26 protein-coding genes are annotated in these 26,998 nt (G+C 35.9%); 23 read left to right on the top strand and 3 right to left on the bottom strand.

Annotated elements, in window-relative coordinates; translation table 11 throughout:
• Positions 1 to 16: 16 nt before the first annotated feature.
• A complete protein-coding gene (locus CJF42_RS11620; RefSeq protein ID WP_095366848.1) occupies positions 17 to 1,057 on the top strand; it encodes an AI-2E family transporter in 1,041 nt (346 codons plus the stop codon).
• A 310-nt stretch (positions 1,058 to 1,367) separates the two neighbouring features.
• Here the strand turns inward: CJF42_RS11620 and CJF42_RS11615 are convergent, their stop codons facing one another.
• Positions 1,368 to 1,961: a Maf family protein gene (locus CJF42_RS11615; RefSeq protein ID WP_095366847.1), complete on the bottom strand. Its 594-nt coding sequence runs from the start codon at positions 1,959 to 1,961 to the stop codon at positions 1,368 to 1,370.
• Between the two features lie 115 nt (positions 1,962 to 2,076).
• Here CJF42_RS11615 and yceD point away from each other — a divergent pair, with 115 nt between their 5' ends.
• From yceD to CJF42_RS11545, 14 genes are all read left to right on the top strand, one after another.
• Positions 2,077 to 2,601, top strand: a complete 525-nt coding sequence (gene yceD, locus CJF42_RS11610) for a 23S rRNA accumulation protein YceD (RefSeq protein WP_095366846.1) — start codon at positions 2,077 to 2,079, stop codon at positions 2,599 to 2,601.
• Positions 2,602 to 2,611: 10 nt separating this feature from the next.
• Positions 2,612 to 2,779, top strand: a complete 168-nt coding sequence (rpmF, locus tag CJF42_RS11605) for a 50S ribosomal protein L32 (protein WP_042143954.1) — start codon at positions 2,612 to 2,614, stop codon at positions 2,777 to 2,779.
• Between the two features lie 13 nt (positions 2,780 to 2,792).
• Entirely contained in the window at positions 2,793 to 3,821 is a 1,029-nt protein-coding gene (plsX, locus tag CJF42_RS11600; protein ID WP_095366845.1) for a phosphate acyltransferase PlsX, read from the top strand.
• 314 nt (positions 3,822 to 4,135) lie between these two features.
• Positions 4,136 to 5,068, top strand: a complete 933-nt coding sequence (gene fabD, locus CJF42_RS11595; protein ID WP_095366844.1) for an ACP S-malonyltransferase — start codon at positions 4,136 to 4,138, stop codon at positions 5,066 to 5,068.
• Positions 5,069 to 5,087: 19 nt separating this feature from the next.
• Positions 5,088 to 5,834 carry a 3-oxoacyl-ACP reductase FabG gene (fabG, locus tag CJF42_RS11590; RefSeq protein WP_095366843.1) on the top strand — a complete coding sequence of 249 codons (747 nt, stop codon included), beginning with the start codon at positions 5,088 to 5,090 and terminating at the stop codon, positions 5,832 to 5,834.
• A gap of 286 nt (positions 5,835 to 6,120) precedes the next feature.
• Positions 6,121 to 6,357, top strand: a complete 237-nt coding sequence (acpP, locus tag CJF42_RS11585; protein ID WP_095366842.1) for an acyl carrier protein — start codon at positions 6,121 to 6,123, stop codon at positions 6,355 to 6,357.
• 152 nt (positions 6,358 to 6,509) lie between these two features.
• Positions 6,510 to 7,748, top strand: a complete 1,239-nt coding sequence (fabF, locus tag CJF42_RS11580; protein WP_095366841.1) for a beta-ketoacyl-ACP synthase II — start codon at positions 6,510 to 6,512, stop codon at positions 7,746 to 7,748.
• 142 nt (positions 7,749 to 7,890) lie between these two features.
• Positions 7,891 to 8,715: an aminodeoxychorismate lyase gene (pabC, locus tag CJF42_RS11575; protein ID WP_095366840.1), complete on the top strand. Its 825-nt coding sequence runs from the start codon at positions 7,891 to 7,893 to the stop codon at positions 8,713 to 8,715.
• Between the two features lie 16 nt (positions 8,716 to 8,731).
• Entirely contained in the window at positions 8,732 to 9,754 is a 1,023-nt protein-coding gene (gene mltG, locus CJF42_RS11570) for an endolytic transglycosylase MltG (protein WP_095366839.1), read from the top strand.
• Entirely contained in the window at positions 9,744 to 10,376 is a 633-nt protein-coding gene (gene tmk, locus CJF42_RS11565) for a dTMP kinase (protein ID WP_095366838.1), read from the top strand. The genes mltG and tmk overlap by 11 nt, the downstream gene beginning before the upstream one ends.
• Positions 10,373 to 11,278: a DNA polymerase III delta subunit-related protein gene (locus CJF42_RS11560; protein ID WP_095366837.1), complete on the top strand. Its 906-nt coding sequence runs from the start codon at positions 10,373 to 10,375 to the stop codon at positions 11,276 to 11,278. The genes tmk and CJF42_RS11560 overlap by 4 nt, the downstream gene beginning before the upstream one ends.
• A gap of 13 nt (positions 11,279 to 11,291) precedes the next feature.
• Positions 11,292 to 11,618 (top strand): PilZ domain-containing protein, encoded by a 327-nt coding sequence (locus tag CJF42_RS11555; protein WP_095366836.1) that lies wholly within the window; start codon positions 11,292 to 11,294, stop codon positions 11,616 to 11,618.
• A 15-nt stretch (positions 11,619 to 11,633) separates the two neighbouring features.
• Positions 11,634 to 12,410, top strand: a complete 777-nt coding sequence (locus CJF42_RS11550; protein ID WP_095366835.1) for a TatD family hydrolase — start codon at positions 11,634 to 11,636, stop codon at positions 12,408 to 12,410.
• 25 nt (positions 12,411 to 12,435) lie between these two features.
• Positions 12,436 to 14,262, top strand: coding sequence for a metallophosphoesterase family protein (locus CJF42_RS11545; protein WP_095366834.1), 1,827 nt, complete (start codon positions 12,436 to 12,438; stop codon positions 14,260 to 14,262).
• Positions 14,263 to 14,562: 300 nt separating this feature from the next.
• Here CJF42_RS11545 and rsmF read toward each other — a convergent pair whose 3' ends face one another.
• Complete coding sequence (gene rsmF / locus CJF42_RS11540) at positions 14,563 to 16,017, bottom strand: 16S rRNA (cytosine(1407)-C(5))-methyltransferase RsmF (protein ID WP_095366833.1); 1,455 nt, start codon at positions 16,015 to 16,017, stop codon at positions 14,563 to 14,565.
• A gap of 187 nt (positions 16,018 to 16,204) precedes the next feature.
• Between rsmF and CJF42_RS11535 the strand changes: the two genes are divergently transcribed.
• The gene (locus tag CJF42_RS11535) at positions 16,205 to 17,434 is read left to right on the top strand and encodes a spore maturation protein (RefSeq protein WP_095366832.1); all 1,230 of its coding nucleotides are present in this window, start codon (positions 16,205 to 16,207) and stop codon (positions 17,432 to 17,434) included.
• A 501-nt stretch (positions 17,435 to 17,935) separates the two neighbouring features.
• Here CJF42_RS11535 and CJF42_RS11525 read toward each other — a convergent pair.
• Entirely contained in the window at positions 17,936 to 18,508 is a 573-nt protein-coding gene (locus tag CJF42_RS11525; protein WP_095366830.1) for a YceI family protein, read from the bottom strand.
• Between the two features lie 371 nt (positions 18,509 to 18,879).
• Between CJF42_RS11525 and CJF42_RS11520 the strand changes: the two genes are divergently transcribed.
• From CJF42_RS11520 to CJF42_RS11490, 7 genes are all read left to right on the top strand, one after another.
• Positions 18,880 to 19,557: a GntR family transcriptional regulator gene (locus CJF42_RS11520; protein ID WP_095366829.1), complete on the top strand. Its 678-nt coding sequence runs from the start codon at positions 18,880 to 18,882 to the stop codon at positions 19,555 to 19,557.
• 62 nt (positions 19,558 to 19,619) lie between these two features.
• A complete protein-coding gene (gene prpB, locus CJF42_RS11515) occupies positions 19,620 to 20,498 on the top strand; it encodes a methylisocitrate lyase (RefSeq protein WP_095366828.1) in 879 nt (292 codons plus the stop codon).
• 63 nt (positions 20,499 to 20,561) lie between these two features.
• On the top strand, positions 20,562 to 21,686 hold the full coding sequence (gene prpC / locus CJF42_RS11510; RefSeq protein WP_095366827.1) for a bifunctional 2-methylcitrate synthase/citrate synthase: 1,125 nt from the start codon (positions 20,562 to 20,564) through the stop codon (positions 21,684 to 21,686).
• Between the two features lie 129 nt (positions 21,687 to 21,815).
• Positions 21,816 to 24,422 (top strand): Fe/S-dependent 2-methylisocitrate dehydratase AcnD, encoded by a 2,607-nt coding sequence (gene acnD, locus CJF42_RS11505; protein ID WP_095366826.1) that lies wholly within the window; start codon positions 21,816 to 21,818, stop codon positions 24,420 to 24,422.
• 217 nt (positions 24,423 to 24,639) lie between these two features.
• Positions 24,640 to 25,833 (top strand): 2-methylaconitate cis-trans isomerase PrpF, encoded by a 1,194-nt coding sequence (gene prpF, locus CJF42_RS11500; RefSeq protein ID WP_095366825.1) that lies wholly within the window; start codon positions 24,640 to 24,642, stop codon positions 25,831 to 25,833.
• A gap of 292 nt (positions 25,834 to 26,125) precedes the next feature.
• Positions 26,126 to 26,524 (top strand): transposase family protein, encoded by a 399-nt coding sequence (locus CJF42_RS11495; RefSeq protein WP_095366824.1) that lies wholly within the window; start codon positions 26,126 to 26,128, stop codon positions 26,522 to 26,524.
• Positions 26,525 to 26,601: 77 nt separating this feature from the next.
• The coding region (locus CJF42_RS11490) for a hypothetical protein (RefSeq protein ID WP_212668810.1) at positions 26,602 to 26,998 on the top strand (397 nt) is incomplete at its 3' end.

Here is a 26,998-nt window from a genome sequence, read left to right as displayed (position 1 = left end):
AGTGCAAGGAAATTGAATGTCACAGGAGAAGTTGTTTGGCGCTAATAAAGCATTTGTAATGTTTGCAGCATTAGTTGTGATATTAGCTGGAGTAAAAATGTCAAGCGATATTATAGTGCCTATGTTATTAGCTTTATTTATTGCGATTATTTGTAATCCACTAATTAATTACTTGGCAAAATTTAAAGTCCCTAAATCACTTGCTATCGTAATTGTTTTTATATTAATTATTCTAGTAGGTATGTCTGTTGCGGGCCTTGTTGGACAATCTCTTAACGATTTTTCCGAAAGCTTACCAGAATATAAATTATTACTAAATGAAAAATTTGTCTGGCTAGTTGATATTGCTGCTAAATATAATATTTTATTAGATAAAGAGCAGATTTTATCTTTCTTTGATCCTTCTAAAGTCATTGATGTTGCAGCGAATACATTATCGGGATTAGGCTCTGTTATGGCGAATTTATTTCTTATTGTATTAACTGCAATTTTTATGTTGTTTGAAGCTCCAGTGGTGAGCAAAAAAGTGCATTTGGCTTTGGCCGACCCGCAAATGAAAATGCAGCATATTGACCGGTTTTTAGATTCAGTTAATTCTTATTTAGCCATTAAAACTCTAGTAAGTTTAGGTACTGGCGTTTTTGCAGGTATTTTTCTTTGGGTTTTAAATGTTGATTATTTTGTACTATGGGGCGTATTGGCTTTCATTCTTAACTATATTCCAAATATAGGCTCTATGATAGCGGCAATTCCAGCAGTACTACTTGCTTTAGTGCTACAAGGACCCGCGATAGCTGGCATAGTCGCGATAGGCTATATGACAATTAATACCTTAATGGGTAATGTTGTTGAACCAAAATTCATGGGCAAAGGTTTAGGTTTATCTACTTTAGTGGTGTTTTTATCTTTAATATTTTGGGGCTGGTTATTAGGAACAGTAGGCATGTTGCTATCAGTGCCTTTAACCATGATAGTTAAAATCGCACTTGAAGCGAGTAATGAAGGGCGCTGGTTAGCTGTATTGTTAGGAAATATTGAAGAAGGCAAGACGAGTTAAATACTATTTTAGTTATGATTTATTGACTGTGTTTTATACCCATGACACCTAAAAATGCACGATTTCAGCGAGAATGAAACAGGATTTAGGTCAGGCATTAATTGAAGATAATGGTTGTTCCCTTATCAAAATTAATAACGTAGCATAACCCCTGTTTAAACTCCCCGAGACGTAGCTTTTGAGCAAACCCACTTCATCGTTGCGTTGCTTTTAAGGTGCCTAATTTTTGCATCAATAGGCTTTGAATTGGGTTTGTTCAGAGAGCTCTGAAACATGTATTTTGAAGTAACATGGGTATATATGTAATTTATTATTTTTGATGATCTAATATATCAATATCCCATTCTAGTAATAAACGGTTTAAAGCTATTAACGGTAACCCGATTAAAGAATTGGGATCATCCCCTATGAAACGTTCAAATAAACAAACCCCTAATCCTTCGCTTTTGAAACTACCCGCACAATTAAAAGGTTGTTCAATATTTAAATAGGTATTGATTTGTTTAGGTGTTAAATCTCTAAATTGAACTTGATATTGCTCGACAGTACTAATAACTTTATTCGTTTCGATATTATATAAGGCAAGTCCTGTTAAAAAAGTCACCTTTTGGCCACTGAAGCTTGATAGTTGTTTAATCGCTTTATCTTTTGTATGTGGTTTTCCCAGAATTTTATCTTTAAATAAAGCAACTTGGTCAGAACCAATTATAATTCCAGAATCAAATTTGTCTTTGATCGCTTTAGATTTTTCAATCGAGAGCCGTTCAACCAATGCATGTGCAGTCTCATTATCATATGCAGTTTCATTAACATTTGGTGATGCAACTAAAAAAGAAATGTTAAATTTTTCTAAAAGGGTCTTACGAAAGGGTGATGTAGAGGCTAAAATAAGCTTTGGAGTCATAATTATATTAATTTGATTACTTTTTTGCAGAATATGTCGCTAACAGAATAAATGCAAAGGAAAGTATCATTTTTATTTTGACTATACAGTTAACTATCTATAAGATGCTGCCCCTATGCAAAAGGTAAAGATTCCTGTAAAAATTAATCCTGCAAAATCTGCTCACCATCAACTATCTTATGAAGGTTGTATTGAGCAAACTGAGTTTTCTCGTTTAGGAAAAGCTTTAAAGGCATTAGTTGGTCAGATAGAGGTAAAAATTCATTGCAAAGAAGACCATCAAGGTTTGGTTGCTATTAGCGGCGACGTTAAAACTAAAGCTTTGATATTGTGTCAGCGATGTAATGACGATTTAGGGTTGGATTTGGAGATGAGCTTTGCTTATTCTCCGATAAAAATGGGTGCTGAGTCTGATGACTTGCCTGACCGTTATGAACCGGTTGAGCTTGACGAAGATGGGGAAATTGATATTTATAGTCTTCTTGAAGATGAATTAATATTAATGATTCCAATAGTACCTATGCATGAGGAGTCATCTTGTCATTATTCTGAAGAAGCTAAAAGCTTTGGAGAAATTGATGAAGAAGATGAAAAACCAAATCCATTTGATATTTTGAAACAACTTAAGAAAGATTCTTAGGAGAAGACTTATGGCAGTACAAAAAAGTAAGAAATCTCGTTCAAGACGTGGCATGCGCCGCTCTCATGACGCGATCAGTAACCCAACTTTAACAGTTGATGCAGTATCAGGTGAGACTCACCGTCGTCACCACGTAACTGCAGACGGTTATTACAAAGGCGTTAAAGTAATTTCTTAACGGAAACTATTTTATGTCTAATAATCTAACCATAGCGTTAGATATAATGGGGGGCGATTACGGCCCCCGTTCATCTATTCCAGCTGCTATAGAAGCAGTAAAGTTAATAGATCATCTCACGTTGATCTTATGTGGCAACGAACGTCAAATTCGCTGTGAACTTAAAAAGTTAGAAGCTTTAACTCATCCAAGAATTCAAATCGAACATTGTTCTGAAGTCGTAAATAATGATGATTTACCCTCATTTGCATTACGTAATAAAAAAGACTCTTCAATGAGAATTGCCCTTGATTTAGTTAAATCGGGTAGAGCGCAAGCATGTGTTACAGCTGGTAATACAGGTGCATTACTTGCGATGGCACATTATGTATTGAAAATGTTACCTGGCGTTAAACGCCCCGCGCTTATTTCAACTGTACCAACACAAACACCTAGGCCAGTTTATTTACTCGATTTAGGCGCTAATGTCGCTTGTGATAGCGATGTATTATTTCAATTTGCAGTGATGGGCTCTGTTGTTGCAGAGCAAGCTCAAAATATAGGCTCAGCCAAGGTGAGTTTATTAAATATGGGCGCAGAAGAAATAAAAGGTCACGAAAGCATAAAAGAAGCAGCCAAATTATTACAATCTAGCGAGCACATTAATTATATTGGTTACTCTGAAGGTAATGATATCTTCACAGGTAAAGCTGATGTGATTGTATGTGACGGGTTTACCGGTAATGTTGCATTAAAAACATGTGAGGGTATTGCAAAACTTATCGTGCATAAATTAACAAAAGCATTAAATAAAAGCTTATTTAATAAATTTTTAGCACTTTTATTGTTCCCTGTATTAAAAAAACTCTATAAAAGAGTGAACCCCGACCAGTATAACGGTGCAAGTCTGGTAGGATTGCGCGGTATTGTTGTTAAAAGCCATGGTAATGCTTCCAAAAAAGCTTTTTTAGCAGCAATCGAAGAAGCTGTAAGAGAGGTTGAACGTCAACTTCCAGAAAAAATCCGGCGCAAATTCGAAGAGATGATAAATAAAGGCGATTAGGGATCTTATGCATTCATTATTTTTTCTATTGAGACTAACGGCTCAAAAAAATTCGGATTAAACCCGATTTAGAAAAAGTGTTCGCTATCACAGAATAACGAAACACTAGAATATCCTATATACCCGTGCTACTCGACTTGCTGAAATCGCGAATTTCCATGTAGCATGAGTATATAAAAGAGCGTTATATTCTCAAAAAAATAAATTATTACGGATATGACTATTAGTGTTGCCCAAAGTACAATTGAAATCTCTTGTTGTGCTAGGTCTTTCAAATAAGTCAAATATTAATAAAAAGATATATTGGATAAAAAATGTCTGAAAAATTAGCAATTTTATTTCCGGGACAAGGGTCTCAATCAGTAGGTATGTTAGCCGAGCTACTTGAAACATCTCTAGAAGTTAAAGCAACATTTGATGAAGCTGCTGCTGCTTTGGGTTATGACTTAACAGATTTAGTTTTAAATGGTCCAAGTGAAAGGCTAAATGAAACGCATAGAACGCAACCTGCATTATTAACAGTGAGTGTTGCAATTTACCGCCATTGGTTAGCTCAAAATGGTCAAAAACCAGATGTACTTGCAGGGCATAGTTTAGGCGAATACTCGGCACTTGTATGTGCGGGGGTTGTTTCATTAACAGACGCTGTTAAATTAGTAGAAAAGCGTGGTATATACATGCAAGAAGCAGTACCGTCAGGCACTGGTTCTATGGCTGCCGTGATCGGTTTAGCTGATGATGCAGTGGTTGCATCTTGTGAGCTAAATGCAAATGGCGATGTGGTATCAGCGGTTAACTTTAATTCACCGGGTCAAGTCGTAATAGCAGGTAGTAAAGAAGCGGTTGAGCGCGCTTCTGTTGCATGTAAAGAAGCGGGGGCAAAACGTGTACTTCCATTAGCTGTTAGTGTGCCATCTCATTGTGCTCTGATGAAACCTGCGGCTGAAAAATTAGCAAAAGATTTAGACTCTTTAACATTTAATACGCCAGAAGTATCAGTTATCAATAATGTTGATGTTAAAGTGCAAATTGATGGCAAAGCGATAAAAGATGCTTTAGTTCGTCAATTATACTGCCCAGTTAGATGGACTGAAACAGTACAGAAACTTGTAAGTGAAGGTATTGTGACTAGTTATGAATTTGGTCCTGGCAAAGTATTATCAGGTTTAGTAAAACGTATTGATAAATCAGTTTCATGTGCATCAGTTAATGATGTTGCATCTTTTGATAAAGCATTAACGCTTTAATAAGTAAGAGTTTAAAATTATGAGTAATTTATTTTCATTAACCGGTAAGGTTATCTTAGTTACTGGTGCAAGTCGTGGTATTGGTAAATCAATCGCACAAATGCTTGTTGCACAAGGTGCAATTGTTGCCGGTACTGCAACAAGTGAGTCTGGTGCTGTTAAAATCAGTGAATATTTAGGTGAAGCTGGTAAAGGTTATGCTTTAAATGTAACTGACAGTGACTCTATTAAAGCAACACTTGATGCGATTAAAGCCGATTTTGGTGATTTAGATATATTAGTTAATAATGCAGGTATCACACGTGATAATTTATTAATGCGTATGAAAGATAAAGAGTGGGATGACATTATTGACACCAATTTAAGCTCTATTTTCCGTCTTTCTAAAGCTGTTTTACGTCCAATGATGAAAAAACGCTCAGGTCGTATTATTAATATTGGTTCTGTTGTAGGCACGATGGGGAATGCAGGACAAGCAAATTATGCAGCCGCTAAAGCAGGCGTAATTGGTTTTTCTAAATCTATGGCGCGTGAAGTTGCTTCTCGCGGTATTACAGTAAACGTAGTTGCGCCTGGTTTTATTCAAACAGACATGACAAATGAGTTAACGGATGAACAAAAAGCTGCTACATTATCAAATGTACCAGCTGGGCGCTTAGGTAACCCTGATGAGATTGCTGCCGCGGTAACTTATTTAGCATCAGATGCTGCGGCATATGTGACTGGTGAAACTATCCATGTAAATGGTGGTATGTATATGATTTAAAGCTTAATAAACAGCATATAAATTCAATTTAATATAATTTTTAGTTTTTGGTAATATATAAAAAAATTGTCACAACTTATGTCAAGTTAATTACAATCAATCTTGATTTATCAGTAAATTCACTTGATATTGCTGCGAAAATAAGCGATAAACTATTAATTTCTGATTTAAGAGGTTTGACCAGAAAAAAAGTCGAAGCAAATACTTGAATCAGACATTTTAGCAACGTAAACTACGCCACAATCTGAAAATAACGCATTGGCGTTTTTTAATAAAGGAAAAAAGAATGAGCGATATTCAAGACCGCGTAAAAAAAATTGTAATTGAGCAGTTAGGTGTTAAAGATGAAGAAGTTAAAAACGAAGCTTCATTTGTTGATGATTTAGGTGCTGATTCTTTAGATACAGTTGAACTAGTAATGGCTCTTGAAGAAGAGTTCGATACTGAAATCCCAGATGAAGAAGCTGAAAAAATCACTACAGTTCAATCTGCAATTGATTACGTTCAAGCTCACGCTGAATAATCAAATTTTTTGATTCTAAGGGCAGCATTAGCTGCCCTTATTGTATCTATCGCTTTTTATCTAAGTTAATTAAATAATCATTTTTATGAAAATTATTATTTAATCAAATTTTAAACATTCCCCAATATTTAAATTATTCCCTGGAGGATTCTGTGGCTAAACGTCGAGTTGTAGTAACTGGTTTAGGTATGTTAACACCGTTAGGCAACGATGTAGCATCAACCTGGCAAGGTTTATTAAATGGTGACAGTGGTATTAATATCATAACTCACTTCGACACGTCAGATTTTGGTACTAAGTTTGCTGGTAACATTAAAGATTTTGATGCAACACAATATATGCCAAAGAAAGATGCTAAGAAAATGGATTTATTCATTCAATATGGTGTTGCTGCAGGCGTTCAAGCACTTAAAGATTCTGGTTTAGAAATAACAGAAAAAAATGCTGACCGTATCGGTGTGGCTGTTGGCGCCGGTATTGGCGGTATAGGCCTTATCGAAGAAAACCATATAAAAATGCTTAAAAGTGGACCTCGTAAATTATCTCCATTTTATGTGCCTTCTACTATTATCAATATGATCTCAGGTCATCTATCTATCATGCACGGCTTACGTGGACCAAATATCTCAATTGCAACTGCATGTACAACAGGCTTACATAATATTGGTCATGCTGCGCGTATGATTGCATATGGTGATGCAGATGCTATGGTTGCCGGCGGTGCTGAACGTGCTTGTACGCCAATTGGTATGGGGGGATTTAATGCTGCTCGCGCGCTTTCTACTCGTAATGATGATCCTGCTACGGCTTCTCGTCCTTGGGACAGAGATCGTGATGGTTTTGTATTATCAGATGGTGCGGGCGTAATTGTACTTGAAGAATATGAACAAGCTAAAGCTCGAGGTGCGAAAATTTATGCTGAGCTATCAGGTTTTGGTATGAGTGGGGATGCATATCACATGACGTCTCCTCCAGCTGATGGTTCTGGTGGTGCTGCTGCTATGGTGAACGCACTAAATGATGGAAAAATTAATGCAGACCAAGTAGGTTATATCAATGCACATGGTACGTCGACCAATGCGGGTGATAAAGCCGAAACAGCAGCAATTAAATCAGTGTTTGGTGATGCAGCAAAAGATGTGATGGTCAGTTCATCTAAGTCTATGATGGGGCATTTATTAGGCGCAGCAGGCTCTGTTGAATCAATCATTAGTATCCTTGCTTTAGAGAATCAAAAAGTGACACCTACGATAAATTTAGACAATCCTGATGAAGGTTGTAATCTTGATTACGTGCCTTTTACAGCCCGTGATGCCAAGTTAGATTATACTTTATGTAACTCATTTGGTTTTGGCGGTACAAATGGTTCATTACTTTTCAAAAAAATATAAACAAAAAATACCTCTGAGGGTATAATAACATCACCAGAGACAATTTTTAAAAGCCTGGCATATGTCAGGCTTTTTACATACCCATGCTTAAAGCGTTTCTAACGCCAACTGAATTCTGTATTTTGGGGGAACATGAGTATATATGACAACAAAAATAAATAGTTATACAACAATAACAAATACAGACTCTGCTCACTCTATTCCATTAACGGATAGAGGCCTGAATTATGGAGATGGCTTTTTTACAACTACAAAAGTTATTAAGGGCACAATAGCACATTGGCACTTTCATAAACTTAGATTAGTTGAGTGCCAAAGTCGTTTGGGCTTTCCTGAAATTAACTTCAACAGGCTTGAACAATCAATTAAGCAGCTTTGTTTGGGTCAAAAGTGTGCAGTTTTAAAAATAACGATCACTAGAGGCTCTGGTGGTCGTGGTTATGGGCAACCATTAGAGCAAAATCCAGTTTTAATACTAAGTTTATTATCTTATCCAAATCATTATGATGCGTTAAAATTTGATGGTATTGCACTTGAAGTTTCAAGTATTAAATTAGGTTTACAACCTCTTTTAGCGGGAATGAAAACATTAAATCGACTTGAACAAGTACTTATTAAACAAGAAATAACAGAAAATGCTTGGTCAGATACAATTGTACTTGATTTAAATAATAATGTGATAGAAACCTCAATCGCTAATTTGATTTATTATGTAAATGGACAATGGTTTACGCCTAAATTAGATCAAGCGGGTATTAAAGGGGTTTACCGAGAGTATTTAGCTTCAAAAATACAGCTAATCGAATCAAAAATTACGCTAAATGATTTAAAAAAAGTACCAGTAATATTTTGTTGTAATAGTTTGATGGGGCTAGTGCCTATTAAATCAATACAAAATACACATTTTGATTTAGAATTAGCGCTAAAATTACAAAAGGACATGCTCATTGATACGAAGGATATTTGATCGTATTTAAAATATTATGATAAAAAGTATTAAATTAATCACCCTTTACACAACTATAATTTTTGGAATTATAGTTGCATACATATATTTTCATATTCAATTGCTTAAAACACAAGCAATCAACTTAATCTCACCAACATTATTTGAAGTTAAATCTGGTACAGGTTTAAATATGTTATGTGAACAATGGCAAAAAGATGGACTAACCGATAGTTGTTGGTCTTTACGTATTTTGGCTAAGTTAGAACCAAAGCTTACCGACATCAAAGCAGGTGTATATCAATTAACATCAGATTCAATCTTAGATAATATTAGAAGAATAAATAATTCAGAAGTTCATTTATTCAGTTTTAATATTATCGAAGGGGAGAGTTTCTTACAAGTATTAGAAAAACTTACTTCACTTCCTTATATCAAAAGAGTAACGCCAGAAAAAATGGAAGGTTTTTATGTCAATGCACTTGAAATTAAACATCAAAATGTAGAAGGGTGGTTGTTTCCTGATACATATTTTTATCAAGCCGGAGATACTGATTTATCTTTATTAGTAAGATCCCATACAGCGATGAAAGATACTTTAGATGAATTGTGGCTAACAAGAGAGCAAGGTTTGCCATATTCAAGTGCGTATGAAGCTTTGATTATGGCGTCGATCATTGAAAAAGAAACTGCTAAAGCTAGTGAAAGACCTTTAATTGCTTCTGTTTTTATTAATCGCCTTCATAAAAAAATGCGTTTACAAACAGATCCAACGGTAATTTATGGCTTAGCCGAACTATTTAATGGTGATTTAACCCGTGCACATTTGAAACAGTACACGCCATATAATACCTATAGAATAAAAGCTTTACCGCCAACACCCATTGCTATGCCATCATATGCTGCTATTAAGGCTGCTTTGTTTCCAGATCATTCAAATTATTATTATTTTGTAGCAAAAGGTGATGGCAGTCATCAGTTTTCAGAAAATCTATCGCAACATAATGATGCGGTAAGAAAATATCAATTAAAAAAAATAAAGGTAAGTAATGACAGCTAAATTTATTGTGATCGAAGGCCTTGAAGGTGCAGGAAAATCAACTGCAATTGCATTATGTCAAAATTACTTTCATCAAAAAAAAGTCTCTTATATAGATGTAAGAGAGCCTGGTGGCACACCATTAGCAGAATCGTTAAGAGATCTAGTAAAAGCTGAACATAAAGAGACAATGAGTGCAGAAGCAGAGTTATTAATTATGTATGCTGCCAGAGCGCAGTTAGTCACTAATATTATTCTACCTGCACTAGATAAAAATACTTGGGTTTTAGCCGATAGACATGATTTATCTTCTCAAGCTTACCAAGGCGGTGGTAGAGAAATTGCAGATGAAACCTTAACTGCATTATCAAAAATTGTTTTAAAAGATTTAAAACCAGACTTAACAATATATTTAGACCTAGATCCTACAATTGGTTTAGCTCGTGCAGCAAAACGTGGAGAGTTAGATCGAATAGAGCAAGAGCATTTATCCTTTTTCCAACGTACAAGAGCTAAATATCTTAAAATAGCCAATACTGATGATTCAATTAAAACGGTTGATGCAAGCCAAAATATTGACACTGTGCATAAGAGTGTTATCGATGTACTAGATGAATTTTTTCAAACTGAAGTTAATAAATGATTTACCCTTGGCTCACTGAATTTAAGCAACCTATTGAAACTGCCTATGGTATCAATAAATTACATCATGGTATTTTATTGGGTGGACAAGCTGGAGTTGGCAAAGCACAGTTTGCACAAGACATTGCACAAAGCATATTGTGTAATGCATCATCAAATCAATTACAAACGTGTGGTCAATGTAAATCATGTCAGTTACAGAAAGCGGGAACACATCCTGATAAATTAGTCATTGGACAAGACAATAAAACCATAAGCGTTGATGAAATTCGTAAAGTTGCGCAATTTGTACAGTCATCAGCAGGGCAAAATGCCAACAAAGTTGTCATTATTCATAATGCAGAACTGATGACAATTGCAGCTCAAAATGCTTTACTAAAGACTCTAGAAGAGCCCAATGCACATAGATATTTATTTTTAGTATCGAATGAGCCTATGCGTTTAAGTGCAACTATACGAAGTCGTTGTTTATGTTATAACTTAGTAATAAACCAGCCTGAACAGGTAACTAATTGGCTTGCTAATTCTAGTTTAATAGCACAACCTTGGCATATTTTATTTGCACATCAGCCCCTATTATTATTAAACTGGCATGAGCAGGGAGATTTAAATCAACTGGATAGCTTATATTCATCTATTGAATGTCTACATGCGCAAATTGATTTAAAGTTAGTGGATGAAATCTTAAAGCAAAATCCTAAGCATATAAATGTATTTTGCATTTTTTTATTTGCTATTATTAAAAAGTATTTATTAAACAAAAAAATAATGTTTAATACTTACCAAGAGTGTATGAAGTTGTTAGCGCATTTTGAAAACAGCAGAAAAACAATTTTAGGGCTTAATGTGACTTTGGCAACAAATAGATTGATTTTTTCATTACAGGCACAATTAAATAATTAAAAGAGATATAGTTTTGCAAGAGTTATTAGTAGATTTTGAAGATTTAAGAGAGCTATATAAATGTTATATGCCATTTTTAAAAAAAGGAGGTTTGTTTATACGTACAAATATGCAATATGAAATGGGTGAATCTCTTGCGCTTAGGATCACCTTACCAGATGCTTTAGAAGATGATATTGTATCGGGTAAAGTGATATGGATCACAGGGCAGGGAAGTCAAAATTCGAATCCTCCTGGGGTAGGTGTGAGTTTCATTGATGATAAAGCGTATGTTAAAGATAAAATCGAAAAATTGGTTATTGATATGATACACTCCGCTGACCGAACTTATACTATGTAAAAGCTGTAGAAAACCGTGATTGTAGATTCTCATTGCCATTTAGACCGATTAGATTTTGATAAATTAGATTTAACATTAGAGCAAGTATTAGATAATGCCAGAGCAAAAGATGTTGAACATTTTTTGTGTGTCTCTGTTACTTTAGATCAATTTCCAGATATGTTAGCAAAAATAGAAAGCTTTGATGATGTATCTGCTTCTTGTGGTATTCACCCTTTAGATCAAAAAGATGCGTTAGATAAATCTGAGTTGCTCACTTTGGCTGATCATAAAAAAGTAGTGGCAATAGGAGAAACTGGTTTAGATTATTATTACAGTCAGGATTCTAAGCAAGTTCAAATTGATTCTTTTATCGGCCATATTGAAGTAGCAAGACAGTTAGGTAAACCTTTAATCGTTCATACTCGTGATGCCAGAGAAGACACGATTAATCTGCTTCGTGAACACGGAGAAGGTCAAGTCAAAGGTGTGTTACATTGTTTTACAGAAAATTGGGAAATGGCAGAGCAAGCACTGGAACTAGGTTTATATATTTCCATCTCGGGGATTGTCACATTTAAAAATGCGGTAGAGTTAAAAGAGGTTGTGAAAAAGATCCCACTAGCTCGCCTGTTAATAGAAACTGACTCTCCTTATTTAGCGCCCGTACCATATAGAGGAAAAACTAACCAACCTGCTTATGTTCAAGATGTCGCATATTACATTGCAGAACTAAAGGGCATTAGTTACGCTGAATTAGCTAAACAAACAACAGAAAACTTTTATAATTTATTTAACATAAAAAATAAATAGAATAACTTAGGAAGAATTTATATACATGCTGCCATTTTTAATTGCGGGGCCAATGGTTAGGCTTGCAACGCCCCAGACAGTTTGTATTTGGTTGGCCACTTCTAATGCAAATCCTTGTGTAATTAACTTGCTCAATCATCAACATGATATCAAACAGGATGTACTTCAATTAGGCGAACACTTGTTTGTCCGCCTCATCCACCTTACACCTGTACAAGCATGTTTTCCGACAGATGAATTAATCCATTACCAATTAAATATTAGTCAAAATATAGACATTAATGCCTTTTGTTATGAAGGACATGACTTTCCTGCTTTTGTGATCCCCCATAAAATTGAAAGTTTATTTCATGGCTCTTGTAGAAACCCACATCACCCAAGTGATGATTCATTAATCTGTGCGGATAATTATCAAAATACACAAAGAAGTGAAGGTTCGATTGGCACACAACTTTTATTATTATCTGGCGATCAAATTTATGCAGATGATGTTGCGGGACCTATGTTACAAGCGATATATCAGTTAATTAATACGTTAGGTATTTATAAAGAAACCCCGCTTAATGTTGATTTATCTGATGATATTAATCAACAACTTTATCACAGAGCCAATAAATTACCTGTCACACCTTGGCAGGACAGATCAAAACGTACTTTAGGGTATTGGCTAAAAAAAGATTTAGTGCATTTCACCAGTGCAAAATCAGAAAATCACTTGATAGGTTTTGAAGAATTTGTGGCAATGTATTTACTTTGTTACAGCAAGCAAGCATGGCAATGTATTAATATTGACTTATTAACATTCAAAAGTACAAATCAGCAAATTCAAAAATGTTTTGATAGTGAAAAAAAGATGCTACTGAAGTTTGTTTCTGGTTTGCACCATAGCCAAAGATTATATGCCAATATTAGCTGTTTAATGATGTTTGACGATCATGACGTAACGGATGATTGGAATCTTACTGCAAATTGGGAGCAAAACATTTATCAAAACCCTGTTAGTAGACGTATTGTTGCCAATGGATTAATTAGTTATTGGATTTTTCAAGGTTGGGGTAATGATGCAGGTCAAAAATCAGGCTTGTTTAAAGATTTAATGATCAGCTCACATATTGATGAACGATGGCATTTTGATACATTGGATAAAGAAATATTTCAATTTTCTTATTGGCATTATGAAATTCAATGTGAGCCCAAATTGGTTGTTTTAGATACTAGAACGCATAGATGGCGCAATGAGCATAACTTTGATGAACCTTCAGGGTTATTGGATTGGGAACAACTGTCTTTATTAGAGCAAAACCTGATAGGGGAAGAAGGTGTTATTTTAATCTCACCTGCACCAGTATTTGGCGTTAAATCGATAGAAGCTATTCAATCATTGTTTAATATATGTGGTCATCCTTTGCTGGTTGATGTGGAGAACTGGATGGCTCATGAAGGCGCGGCAAGAAAATTAATGAATATTTTTAAGCGTGCTGATACACCTGTTGAAACCTTAATTCTTTCAGGGGATGTACATTATTCATTTTGTTATTCAGTACAAGCAAGGTTTAGCCAAAGGGATAATCGTATTTGGCAATTAACTGCAAGTGGTATCAAAAATCAATTTCCAACTAAATTACTAGCAATGTTAGATACATTGGATAGTTGCTTATATGGCTCAAAAAGTCCGTTAAATTTTTTTACTAAACGTTGGCAAATGAAGGTTTCAAGGCACCCAGTTTCACATAATGATAAAAAACATTTAATGAGTTTATCTGGAATAAGTCTTATAAAGTTAAAAAACGGTAAATTAGAAAATTATGAAATTTTACATGGAAATGGTGAAACTACAGAGTTTGTGCTGTAAAAATACATAAGTAGTCATTTTTGTATGTTTTAATTATGAAAACCTTCTATATAGAGATACTAAGATTTTAAAATGTATAAAAAAGGCCCAAAGCGAATATTATTGCTTTGGGCTTAGGGATTGGCTCAATCGAGCCATGCGTTAACTCTAAAATAATTCCACGTTCGTTTTGGGAGAAGTGAAAGTACTAATAAGTGTAGTTAACAAAATCTGAAAAAGAAAATATTTTTGTTAAAAATATTTTCTTTTTAATCAGTAGATTAAAAAAAAAGTACAAATAAATCCAAGTTATATCCACAGCTATTTGTAGGGTTTACCCCAAGTTATTAACTGGTTATCCCTAACTAAATCTCGTGGTAGACTGTTCTTTATTTTATGCTTCATCCACTTACCTAAACCAACACCAGTGCCGCATAAGGTTAATAACAACTCACCTTTGTCACTCGATGACTGGGCTAATTTTATATCTTTACCACCAAAATATTCATTTGCCTGTGAATCTGATAGTTCAAAACGGTTTTTTGTTGTTAAATCACCAAAGCAAGTTGCAAATTCATGATTTAGACGAATTCCATTTTTATGCAAAGTGCCTATGTTAATACCAATACGTGAGTATTTAATTTTATTTGATATTTCACTAAATTCTTGAGGAAATAGCCATAGCTCTTTATCTCTTTGCATTAACGTACCAGGTAAAGATTTTATACCAAATTGTTTGTTAATTAAGCTGTAAAAACCTTGTTTTGATTTATTATCAAACGTAGTAAAAGGAAAATCGCCTTTTTTAATTTTTATTTCCTTTGGGTTTTTGTGGGCGATTTTTTTAAATTTAGCAATAAAAAAGCCTTCACAATCGAAAGTTTGTGGCCAAATATGCAAATAACCCTCAGGTGTAGTCGCATTTTTAGCGCCATCAAATAAATCATTGAGTGACACAACTTCAATCATGCCTTTAAATAATGATAGAACATGCTCACACACTGCTTGGTTTTCTATCGGGGTTAAAGTACAAGTTGAGTAAACTAAAGTACCGCCTGTTTTAAGTGCATAAAAAGCACTTTCGATTAATTTTTTTTGTACATTAGCAATTTCAATATTGGACTCTAATGACCAATTCTTAAGTGCATCAGCATCTTTTCTGACTGTGCCTTCTCCAGAGCATGGAGCATCTAGTAAAATAGAATCGAAACACTCGCTCATATAAGCACCAAATACTGCTGCATCAAAATGAGATAAAGCAACATTTGATACTCCCAAACGTTTCATATTAGCACTGAGTACTTTAAGTCTTGAAGACGATAATTCATTAGCGACTAATATACCTTGTCCTTGCATATAGCCAGCAATCTGTGATGTTTTAGAACCAGGTGCCGATGCCATATCTAACACGATGTTTCCACCAAATACATTATTTTTTAGTAGTGCTGTTGGCGGGAGCATTGAACTTGCTTCTTGCACATACATTGCACCACTTAAATGTAAATCGGTATTGCCAATAGAAAGATTATTCTCTTCGTCCTCAGGACGCTTAAGCCAAAAACCCTCTTTACACCAAGGCACTGGGTCCAGATCCCAATTTTTACTTTTTGCTATTTTTTTAAACTCTTCAACAGACATTTTAAGTGTATTAACACGTATCGAACGACGTAGAGGTTGTTTACATGTATTAATGTAATCATTAATACAAAGATGATCTGGGATATAGCTTTTAACATCATCTATAAATGCTTGTGGTATATAGGTGTTTTGATTCATATGAACCTCAAATGAACTCTAAATCTAAATTTTCGCAATAATAACATGGCATAAGTATACGTAACTGCATTAGATTTAATTAAATTTGTGCTTTTATACTATTAACTTGAAATTTCAGTATTCGTAAGCATCCACCTTTAGTAAACTTAAATTTTAAGCATCGTAATAACAATAATATGGCGTAGTTATGCTCAATCGAATTTGGTTATCTTTTTTTATCATTGCATTTTTTTCAGCTATGGCTACTTGGATTGGTGGCGGTGACGGTTTAGTGTTTGAGCGCATGGTTGATGCGCTATTCAAAATGGGTAAAGTCTCAGTTGAAATAGCCATAGGCCTCATTGGCGCATTATGTTTTTGGCTTGGCATTATGAAAATAGCTGAAAAAGCAGGCATGGTGGATACCTTGGCGAAAGGTTTGTCTCCTTTATTTAGTAAGTTAATGCCAGAAGTGCCAAAAAATCATCCTGCCTTTGGCTCAATTACTATGAATTTAAGTGCTAATCTTTTAGGGCTTGATAATGCAGCAACTCCCCTTGGTATTAAAGCGATGCATGACTTGCAAAGCATTAACACAAAAAAAGATACTGCCAGCAACGCCCAAATCCTATTTTTAGTACTTAATACGAGTTCAGTGACTCTATTTCCGATTGCCGTATTTGTATATCGTGCACAACAAGGTGCAGCCAGTCCAACAGATATATTCATTCCAATTTTAATTGCGACATTTAGCTCAACTATTGTGGGATTATGTACTGTGGCTTGGGTGCAAAAAATAAAGTTAACAAACTTTGTTGTATTGGCTTACTTAGGTGGGCTATTTGCCATATTAGGCAGCTTAATTGTTTATTTTTCCACTTTAGCAACTGATGTATTAAGTCATCAATCAGCAGTACTGAGTAACTTTTTAATATTTAGCTTTATTTTATTATGCTTAACTTGGGCTTTTTATAAAAAACACAATGTATATGAGTTGTTTATAGAGGGCGCAAAACAAGGTTTTGAGTTTTCAATATCTTTAATTCCATACTTACTTGCTATGTTATGTGCCATAGGTGTTTTTCGTGCAAGTGGCGCATTAGATATTGTATTAGATTGGATGCGCCAAATTGTAATTTTATTCAATGGTGATACCCGTTTCGTAGATGCTATGCCTACCGCATTTATGAAACCATTAAGCGGTTCTGGTGCAAGAGCTATGATGTTAGAGACTATGAATACGCATGGGGCAGATTCATTTGCTGGGCGTTTAGCTTCAACTATACAAGGCTCTACAGAAACAACTTTTTATGTATTAGCAGTATACTTTGGTGCCGTAGGCATTAAACATACGCGTCATGCAGTTGCTTGTGGTTTAATTGCCGATCTAGCTGGCATAGTCACAGCGATAGGTGTGTGTTACTGGTTTTTTGGTTAGTGTTGCTTGTTGTTTATAACGTTGATGTAAATTTAAAACTGGAGAAAAGGCTGTTATTCCAACATTGTGGTCATTATGACTGTGGAGTCAAAGGCAAACCTCAAATGTTTGCTAAGGCGTTTGTTCCAAGGCATGTAAAATTTCCTTTAAGATGTGTCAATCTGGATAGATATACCCAAGCCACTTGATAATGCTTGTTTCAGAATTTATCAGGTGAGTTAGCACAAGGCACATCATTTTAGGAATGCTTATTGCCTTTCAAACTGATGTAACGTAGTGATTACTTACCAGATAAATTCCCTACGGGCGGGTTTTAAATGGTCAACTACCGCGTTATTTATGTTGATAAGGGAATAACCATTACCTGCAATAAATGTCTTGTATTTGACCATTTAAACTCCCGCTGAAATCATGCATTTCCAAGTAGCTTGGGTATAGTCAGTTGCCAGCACGTTTTTTGAGAGAAAGGCCAGGAATTTCACCCAGCTTTTTTATCATTACTTACTTTTTGAATGTTAACGTTAGTGTCAATGGTACTCGGTCCGAAATTTTTATCCCTCCTACGGTAGCTGCAAGCGTCGTTAAATTTTCGCTCGGAATGCCAAAGTCAGCAGCCCCGATAATAACTGGTGAACTAGAGCTGACCATTACTACTTCCTCTGTTTTGAGAATCACAACTGGAAAGTTGATCGACTTTGTTGTTCCAAAAAGGCTTACTTTTGCTGGAACAGTGATTTTGTGGGAGCCATTATCAAGTTTCGACCAGTCAATTTTACCATTAATCGTAACAGCAGCATGTTTGGCTGATTCAAAAAAAATATCATTTAAGCGGGTATTACGAATTGGAATGCCTGTCTCAATTCCTTTCATATTGATAAAAAGGTTAAACTGGCCTGTTTTGTCTAAGCTTCCGGATAACATATTAATGGAGGCTGGTTCGACAATAAATTGGTTTTTAATCGTTGCAAAACTTATTGAGGATAGTTCTGTTGCTAATTTAAAATTATCAGTGGCGAATGATGCACCAGAGAAAAGGGCTAAGGTAAGGCTTAACGAATAAATAATTTTTTTCATTGCTATTGTCCATATTTTGAGTGGTAAGTTATTTACTCTCCATACTAATTATTTTTAGGTTAAGTTCATAAGGAATTAAATCGATTGATTACTACGCTTTTTTCGATATGACAATTAAGGTTGAATGATATTGTTAGGCTCAAAGCAGCCGCTAGAAACCAAAAAGATAACATTTATGTCATAATATTTTCAAAAGTTACTTAATTAATCCTCTAATCGACTTATTGTCGACACTTTAATGATTTTGTAATGTATAACTTACAGGAATCATTGAAAACCCAATCTATTGTCGACAATATTTAGCGTAAAGCTTGACTTGAACGAATTTCAGGCTATAGTTAACACGAAATATTGTCGACAATAGGTGTCAATTGGAAGTTATAAACACAATTAAAACCGCATCAGATCAAGTTTTTGTCGACATACGTCAGGCAATTGTTGAAGGTGATATTGCACAAGGTAGTAAAATTTCTGAAGCTGAATTGGCTAAATGTCATGGTGTGAGCCGTGCGACATTACGTGAAGCACTCAATCGTTTAGAAAGTTGTCACCTTGTAGAGCGTAAAGCCAACATCGGTTGCCGTGTTGTAGCGCTTACTCCTGATAAGTTACTTGAAGTATATCAAGTAAGAACAGCTCTTGAAGGTTTGGCATGCCGACTGGCTGCAGAAAACATGACACACAATGAAATTAGTGAAGTTAAAGCATTACTTAACCAGCATCTTTCTACTCAGAAAGTAAAACAAGGTGAGTCATACTATCAAGAAGAAGGAGATCTTGATTTTCATTATCGTATTATTACAGGTAGTAAAAATAGCCATTTAATTCATTTGTTATGTAATGAACTTTACCAATTGATCCGTATGTTTCGAGTTCAAATGGGTATGAACGGACCGAGAGTGTCAAAAGCATTTGATGAGCATTTAGCTATTATCAATGCCATTGAAAGTAAAGATGGTGAATTAGCTGAGCTATTAATGAAAAGACACATAGGCGCATCGGGTGAAAATATTAAATCACGATTTAATTTAGAAACTGTACCAGCCTAACCAAAAAAATTTAAAAATAAATTAAATAGAATATAAAAGATCAAAAGACAGCGGAGATTAAAATGTCAGCAGGATTAAAGTTTAGACAAGCATTAAAAGCCAATGCACCATTACAAATTGTAGGGACTATTAATGCGTATTGCGCCATGATGGCAAAGCAATTAGGTCATCAAGCAATTTATTTATCAGGTGGTGGCGTTGCAAATGCATCATATGGTTTACCTGATTTAGGTATGACGTCATTAAATGATGTTATTGTCGATGTGCAACGTATTTCAGCAGCATGTGATTTACCATTAATGGTTGATATCGATACAGGTTGGGGTGGTGCTTTTAATATTGCAAAAACAATCCGAGATATGGAAAAAGCTGGTGCAGCAGCGGTACATATGGAAGACCAAGTAGCGCAAAAGCGTTGTGGACATCGCCCTAATAAAGAAATAGTTTCAACTGAAGAAATGGTTGACCGTATTAAAGCAGCAGTAGATGCACGTATTGATCCTGACTTTTTCATTATGGCACGTACAGATTCATTTGCTCAAGAAGGTTTAGAAGCGGCCATTGAGCGTGCTAAAGCTTATGTTGCTGCAGGCGCAGATGGTATTTTTGCAGAAGCCGTGAAAACTGAAGAACATTATCGTGCATTCTCAGAAGCGTTAGATGTGCCAATTCTTGCGAATATCACAGAATTTGGTCAAACAGAGCTATGGAATAAAGAACAGCTAGGTCAGTGGGGCGTTGATATGGTGCTTTATCCATTATCAGCATTTAGAGCTATGAACAAAGCTGCTGAGTTAGTTTATAAAACATTATTAACTGATGGTGATCAAAAAGCAGTGATCGATAATATGCAAACGCGTATGGATTTATACGATTACCTTGGCTACCACGATTACGAACAAAAGTTAGATGCCTTATTCAGTGAAGGTAAAAATAAGTAAGCTTTTTTAAATTTAGAAGACAACAATTAACTTAATTGATAACAAGTTTTATGGAGTAAGACAATGAGTGATAAAAAACTAAGCGGTGCAGGTCTACGTGGTCAAAGTGCAGGTGAAACAGCATTATGTACAGTAGGTAAGTCAGGTTCAGGTCTAACATACTGTGGTTATGATATATCTGATTTAGCCGATAACACTACTTTTGAAGAAGTTGCTTACTTATTATTTAATGGTGAATTACCAAATGAAGGTCAATTGGCTGCGTACAAATCACAACTAATGCAAATGCGTGATTTACCAGAAGCACTTAAAAAGGTATTACAGCTTATTCCTAGCGATGCACACCCAATGGATGTTATGCGTACTGGTGCATCTTTCTTAGGAAACTTAGAGCCAGAAACTGATTTTTCTCAGCAGCACATGGCGGCAAATCGTTTATTAGCAGCATTCCCTGCAATTATGTGTTACTGGTACCGTTTCTCGCATGATGGTGTTGAAATTGATTGTGTAACTGATGAAGATTCTTTAGGTGGTCATTTCCTTAAACTACTACGTGATGAAACTCCTTCTGAGCAACATCGTAAAGTAATGGATGTATCTTTAATTCTTTATGCAGAGCATGAGTTTAATGCCTCTACATTTACTGCGCGTGTTTGTGCATCCACTTTGTCTGATATGTTTTCATGTGTTACAGGTGCCATTGGTTCACTACGAGGCCCACTTCATGGTGGTGCAAATGAAGCAGCTATGGATATGATCCAAAAATTCACTTCACCGACAGATGCGAAAGAAAAAATGGCAGGTATGTTAGCTTGTAAAGAAAAAATTATGGGTTTTGGTCATGCTATTTACCGTGAATCAGATCCACGTAATGTGATCATTAAAAAATGGTCAGAAAAGTTGGCACAAGAGCATGGTGATACATTACTTTATGATATATCTGTTGCTTGTGAAGAGTTTATGTGGGATACCAAAAAATTATTCTGTAATGCTGATTTCTTCCACGCTTCGGCATATCACTTTATGGGGATCCCTACCAAGTTGTTCACACCAATTTTTGTATGTTCACGTTTAACAGGTTGGGCTGCACATGTAATGGAACAACGTGCTAATAACCGTATTATTCGCCCAAGTGCAGATTATACGGGTTGTGAACCACGTAAAGTAACACCAATTGCAACACGCTAAATTTTAAAACAGGCTGCAATGCAGCCTGTTTCTATTTACAGTTACAAAATAGCGACGCAAATAGGGAAGCTCTCGATAATTTTAAACACGAGATAACCGTCACCCTAAACAAGATTTTCTGGATTTACTATGAATACCTTATACCGAAAGCCCTTACCAAATAGCAACTTAGATTTTTATGATACACGAGAAGCGGTTGAAGCTATTACACCCGGTTCTTATGCAAAACTCCCTTATACATCTAGAGTATTAGCTGAGCAGCTAGTTCGTAAATGTAGTCCTGATACATTGACTGATTCTTTAAAGCAGTTAATTGAACGTAAAAGAGATTTAGATTTCCCTTGGTATCCGGCACGTGTTGTATGTCATGATATTTTAGGTCAAACAGCTTTAGTTGATTTAGCTGGCTTGCGTGATGCAATTGCTGAAAAAGGCGGTGACCCTTCAAAAGTAAACCCTGTTGTACCAACACAGTTAATTGTTGATCACTCTGTTGCAGTAGAGCATGCGGGTTTTGAAAAAAATGCATTTGAAAAAAATCGTGCTATTGAAGATAGACGTAATGAAGATAGATTCCATTTTATAGAATGGACTAAAACAGCATTTGATAATGTTGATGTGATCCCAGCCGGTAACGGCATTATGCATCAAATCAACTTAGAAAAAATGTCACCAGTTGTTCAAGCGCGTAATGGCATTGCATATCCTGATACCTGTGTTGGTACAGATTCTCATACACCACACATTGATGCACTAGGTGTTATTGCCATTGGTGTAGGTGGGCTTGAAGCTGAGACAGTGATGTTAGGTCGTCCATCTATGATGCGTTTACCAGATATTGTAGGTGTTAAATTAACAGGTAAACGTCAGCCAGGTATTACAGCAACAGATATTGTATTAGCTATTACTGAGTTTTTACGAAATCAAAAGGTAGTTTCTGCATATCTAGAATTTTTTGGTGAAGGTGCAGCGAATTTAACAATTGGTGATCGCGCAACTATCTCCAATATGACACCTGAATATGGTGCTTCAGCGGGTATGTTTTATATAGATCAGCAAACAATTGATTACTTAAAAATCACAGGACGTGAATCAGAACAAGTTGCCTTAGTTGAAAACTATGCAAAAATAACAGGTTTATGGGCCGATGATTTAGTAGATGCGGAATACGAACGTGTACTTGAATTTGATTTATCAAGTGTTTGTAGAAATATGGCTGGTCCTTCAAATCCTCATCGTAGATTACCGACAAGCGAATTAGCGGCCAAAGGTATCGCTAAAAATTTAGATAATTGTAAAACACAAGAGTCTCAAGGTGAAATGCCAGACGGTGCGTGTATTATTGCAGCAATAACAAGCTGTACTAATACATCAAACCCTCGAAATGTGGTTGCTGCAGGCTTAGTTGCTAAACGTGCAAATGAGCTTGGCTTAGTTCGTAAACCTTGGGTTAAAACATCTTTTGCACCGGGTTCTAAAGTTGCAAAACTGTATTTAGAAGAATCTGGTTTATTACCGGAGATGGAAAAACTAGGTTTTGGCATAGTAGCTTATGCGTGTACTACTTGTAATGGTATGAGTGGGGCACTTGACCCTAAAATACAACAAGAAGTAATTGACCGTGATTTATATGCGACAGCGGTACTTTCTGGTAATCGTAACTTTGATGGTCGTATACACCCATATGCCAAACAAGCTTTCTTAGCATCACCGCCACTTGTTGTTGCGTACGCAATTGCGGGTACGATGCGTTTTGATATTGAAAAAGATGTATTAGGTCAAGATCAAAATGGCAATGACCTTACTTTAAAAGATATCTGGCCAAGCGATGAAGAAATAGATGCAATTGTAAAGTCGAGCGTTAAGCCTGAGCAATTCAAAAAAATCTACGAGCCAATGTTTGATCTAAAAGTAAATTATGGTGCAGATATCGATCCGTTATACGATTGGCGTCCAATGTCGACCTATATTCGCCGTCCGCCATATTGGGAAGGCGCATTAGCGGGTCAACGTACCATGAAAGGTATGCGTCCACTTGCCGTGTTAGGTGACAATATCACAACAGATCACTTATCTCCTTCAAATGCGATTCAGCTAAATAGTGCAGCAGGTGCTTATTTAGATAAAATGGGCTTGCCAGAAGTTGACTTTAACTCATATGCAACACACCGAGGTGATCACTTAACGGCGCAACGAGCAACTTTTGCTAACCCTAAATTAATGAACGAAATGTGTCGTGATGACAACGATGAAGTAATTCAAGGTTCACTTGCACGTATTGAACCTGAAGGCCAACAAAGTCGTATGTGGGAAGCTATTGAAACTTATATGGAACGTAAACAGCCGCTTATTATTGTGGCAGGTGCTGATTATGGCCAAGGCTCATCACGTGACTGGGCTGCTAAAGGTGTTCGTTTAGCAGGTGTTGAAGTTATTGTAGCACAAGGTTTTGAGCGCATTCACCGTACTAACTTAGTAGGCATGGGTGTATTACCACTTGAGTTTACAAATGATGAAACACGCCACACCTATCACATTGATGGTACCGAAACTTATGATGTAGTGGGTACGCCAGCGCCTGGTTCAGCAATGACAGTTATCATGACTCGCAAATCAGGTGAAACAGTTGAAATTTCAGTTAAGTGTCGTTTAGATACAGCTGAAGAAGTCTCTGTTTACAATGCTGGTGGCGTGTTACAGAAGTTTGCTCAGGACTTTCTTGAATCGAACGGTTAATTTTGATTTTTAAGCAGCTATTTTACCTATAGCTGCATTAAAAGTGCTCACTTGATAAACCAAGCTCCGCCTTAGCTCTAGGAAAACTATTAAGCATAAAATCACAAAATTGATTTAAAAGATAAAATATAAACACTAAGTAGGAAGTTAGACTGACTAATTTTTTACTTTTTATTGTAGGGCTTTAGCCTTGCTATTTAAATTTAAAGAGAGCGCTATGACTTATCTACCTCAAATTAAAATACCCGCTACTTATATGCGTGGTGGTACATCTAAAGGTGTATTTTTCAATTTAACGGATTTACCTGAAGCGGCTCAAGTGCCAGGTATTGTAAGAGATAATATTTTACTACGTGTAATAGGCTCGCCAGATCCATATGGAAAACAAACTGATGGCATGGGTGGTGCGACTTCAAGTACCAGTAAAACGGTTATATTAGCCAAAAGCACAGTGGTTGATCATGATGTAGATTATTTGTTTGGTCAAGTTGCGATAGATAAAGCATTTGTAGATTGGAGCGGTAACTGCGGTAACTTAACTGCAGCGGTAGGCTCATTTGCTATCAACTCTGGATTAGTTGATAGTGCACGTATTCCACAAAATGGCATATGCACGGTCCGTATTTGGCAAGCAAATATAAAAAAAACAATTATCGCTCAAGTGCCTATCACAAATGGTGAAGTACAAGAAACAGGTGATTTTGAACTAGATGGAGTGACATTTCCTGCAGCTGAAGTACCTGTTGAATTTATTGCACCAGTTGACCCTTCTGAGAGGATGTTTCCCACAGGAAATATTGTTGATGACTTAGAAGTACCAGGAGTAGGTACTTTTAAAGCAACTATGATTAATGCAGGTATTCCAACGATATTTTTAAATGCTAAAGAAATTGGATATACAGGCATTGAACTACAAGATGCAATTAATGGTGATGAAACGGCCTTAACATTTTTTGAGACAATTCGTGCCAATGGTGCAATAAAAATGGGCTTAATTTCAGATGTTAAAGAAGCTGCAGCTCGTCAACATACACCTAAAGTTGCTTTTATTTCTGAGCCTGGTACATATACAGCTTCAAGTGGGAAAGAAATTTCAGGCTCTGAAATAGACTTAAATGTACGTGCCTTATCTATGGGGAAATTACATCACGCAATGATGGGCACTGCTGCTGTTGCCATAGGTACTGCTGCCGCTATTCCTGGTACTTTAGTTAATTTAGCCGCAAATAACGGTGTTTTATTTTCTGAGGGTAAAAGTAGTGTTACTTTTGGTCATCCGTCTGGCACGTTAAAAGTGGGTGCTAAAGCGACTTGCAATGATGGTCATTGGACAGTTAATAAAGCAGTTATGAGTCGCAGTGCACGTATTCTGATGGAAGGCTGGGTGAGAATTCCAGGAGATTTATTTTAATTTTTATTTTGATAGATTTAAAAAGCTATGAATTTTAATTTATAGCTTTGACAACGCCAGCAATGTCCTTTTGGCCTTCAAGACCTATAGCAATTTAACAGTCAGCAATTTTCGCTTATCACCAGCGACTTCTAAAACAGTGAGTTTAAGCACATAAATAAAAATAGTTTTCGAGCTGACTTTTATTTTTTAATCCTTTACGTCGAAAATATTTTTAAATATATTTTGAACTTTTTTAATCTTCAAGATCAGATCAAGTATAAAATCAATAATATCTTTATTTGGCATTCACTTGAGCACACAAACTAAACCCAAGAAGCATCTAAGCTTTACTGCATTGAGAAAATCATTTTCCGTAGTACTTAGTGCAATACCAGACACAAGACATAAAAATAAATCTACCTATAGTCAGCATGACATTGTGATGAGCGCTTTTGCCTGCATGTACTTTCAAGACCCCTCGCTTTTGGCTTTTCAAAAACGTCTAGAGAATAAGCTACAAAGCAGTAACCTTAAGACACTCTTTGATGTGAAAGCAATACCTAAAGATACTCAACTAAGAGAGGTACTTGATGGTATTTCCACTGAAAATTTTAGTGATGTCTTTAGCAATATGTTTGAGCAGCTAAGATGCCCGCAATATACTTATGCTCGGTTGATGGCAGCCAATACCACAGCTCAACGTAAGTGAGCTGTAAACATTGTCTCACTAAACAACATAAGAACGGTGAAACGAGCTATAGCCATAGCGTATTACAAGGTGCCATCATGCATCCATCGCAACGCCAAGTGATCCCGATGATGCCAGAAATAATACGAAACGAAGTTGGTACAAAAAAACAGGATTGTGAGCTCAACGCCACCAAGCGCTTTTTAAGTCAATTACGTCAACGTCATCCCAAATTGGGATTAATGATTTGTGGTGATGGATTATTTTCTCATCAACTGATGATAGAAGAAACGCTCAAGCAAGCGATGCATTATCTTTATGTCGCCAAACCCAACGACCACACATACATGATGGCGTGGATAGAAGCCTATCAAGTAATCCCTAACTATCAATATGAAGATGAAAAAGGGCGAATACACAGTTATCGTTGGCAAAACAATATACCGCTTAATGGGAAAGAAAATACGGTAGAAGTTAACTGGTTGGAATATCAAC

It is taken from the genome of Pseudoalteromonas sp. NBT06-2, from assembly GCF_002276045.1.
Classification (GTDB): domain Bacteria; phylum Pseudomonadota; class Gammaproteobacteria; order Enterobacterales; family Alteromonadaceae; genus Pseudoalteromonas.
This window is presented reverse-complemented; position numbering and strand designations above follow the sequence as displayed.

Coding starts and splice junctions, on each gene's coding strand:
- CJF42_RS11620 (WP_095366848.1), top strand. CDS start 17: ATGTCACAGGAGAAGTTGTTTGGCGCTAATAAAGCATTTGTAATGTTT.
- pabC (WP_095366840.1), top strand. CDS start 7,891: ATGACAACAAAAATAAATAGTTATACAACAATAACAAATACAGACTCT.
- acnD (WP_095366826.1), top strand. CDS start 21,816: ATGAATACCTTATACCGAAAGCCCTTACCAAATAGCAACTTAGATTTT.
- CJF42_RS11525 (WP_095366830.1), bottom strand. CDS start 18,508: ATGAAAAAAATTATTTATTCGTTAAGCCTTACCTTAGCCCTTTTCTCT.
- rsmF (WP_095366833.1), bottom strand. CDS start 16,017: ATGAATCAAAACACCTATATACCACAAGCATTTATAGATGATGTTAAA.
- CJF42_RS11560 (WP_095366837.1), top strand. CDS start 10,373: ATGATTTACCCTTGGCTCACTGAATTTAAGCAACCTATTGAAACTGCC.
- plsX (WP_095366845.1), top strand. CDS start 2,793: ATGTCTAATAATCTAACCATAGCGTTAGATATAATGGGGGGCGATTAC.
- mltG (WP_095366839.1), top strand. CDS start 8,732: ATGATAAAAAGTATTAAATTAATCACCCTTTACACAACTATAATTTTT.
- fabD (WP_095366844.1), top strand. CDS start 4,136: ATGTCTGAAAAATTAGCAATTTTATTTCCGGGACAAGGGTCTCAATCA.
- CJF42_RS11615 (WP_095366847.1), bottom strand. CDS start 1,961: ATGACTCCAAAGCTTATTTTAGCCTCTACATCACCCTTTCGTAAGACC.
- tmk (WP_095366838.1), top strand. CDS start 9,744: ATGACAGCTAAATTTATTGTGATCGAAGGCCTTGAAGGTGCAGGAAAA.
- prpC (WP_095366827.1), top strand. CDS start 20,562: ATGAGTGATAAAAAACTAAGCGGTGCAGGTCTACGTGGTCAAAGTGCA.
- rpmF (WP_042143954.1), top strand. CDS start 2,612: ATGGCAGTACAAAAAAGTAAGAAATCTCGTTCAAGACGTGGCATGCGC.
- prpF (WP_095366825.1), top strand. CDS start 24,640: ATGACTTATCTACCTCAAATTAAAATACCCGCTACTTATATGCGTGGT.
- CJF42_RS11545 (WP_095366834.1), top strand. CDS start 12,436: ATGCTGCCATTTTTAATTGCGGGGCCAATGGTTAGGCTTGCAACGCCC.
- fabG (WP_095366843.1), top strand. CDS start 5,088: ATGAGTAATTTATTTTCATTAACCGGTAAGGTTATCTTAGTTACTGGT.
- CJF42_RS11535 (WP_095366832.1), top strand. CDS start 16,205: ATGCTCAATCGAATTTGGTTATCTTTTTTTATCATTGCATTTTTTTCA.
- yceD (WP_095366846.1), top strand. CDS start 2,077: ATGCAAAAGGTAAAGATTCCTGTAAAAATTAATCCTGCAAAATCTGCT.
- prpB (WP_095366828.1), top strand. CDS start 19,620: ATGTCAGCAGGATTAAAGTTTAGACAAGCATTAAAAGCCAATGCACCA.
- acpP (WP_095366842.1), top strand. CDS start 6,121: ATGAGCGATATTCAAGACCGCGTAAAAAAAATTGTAATTGAGCAGTTA.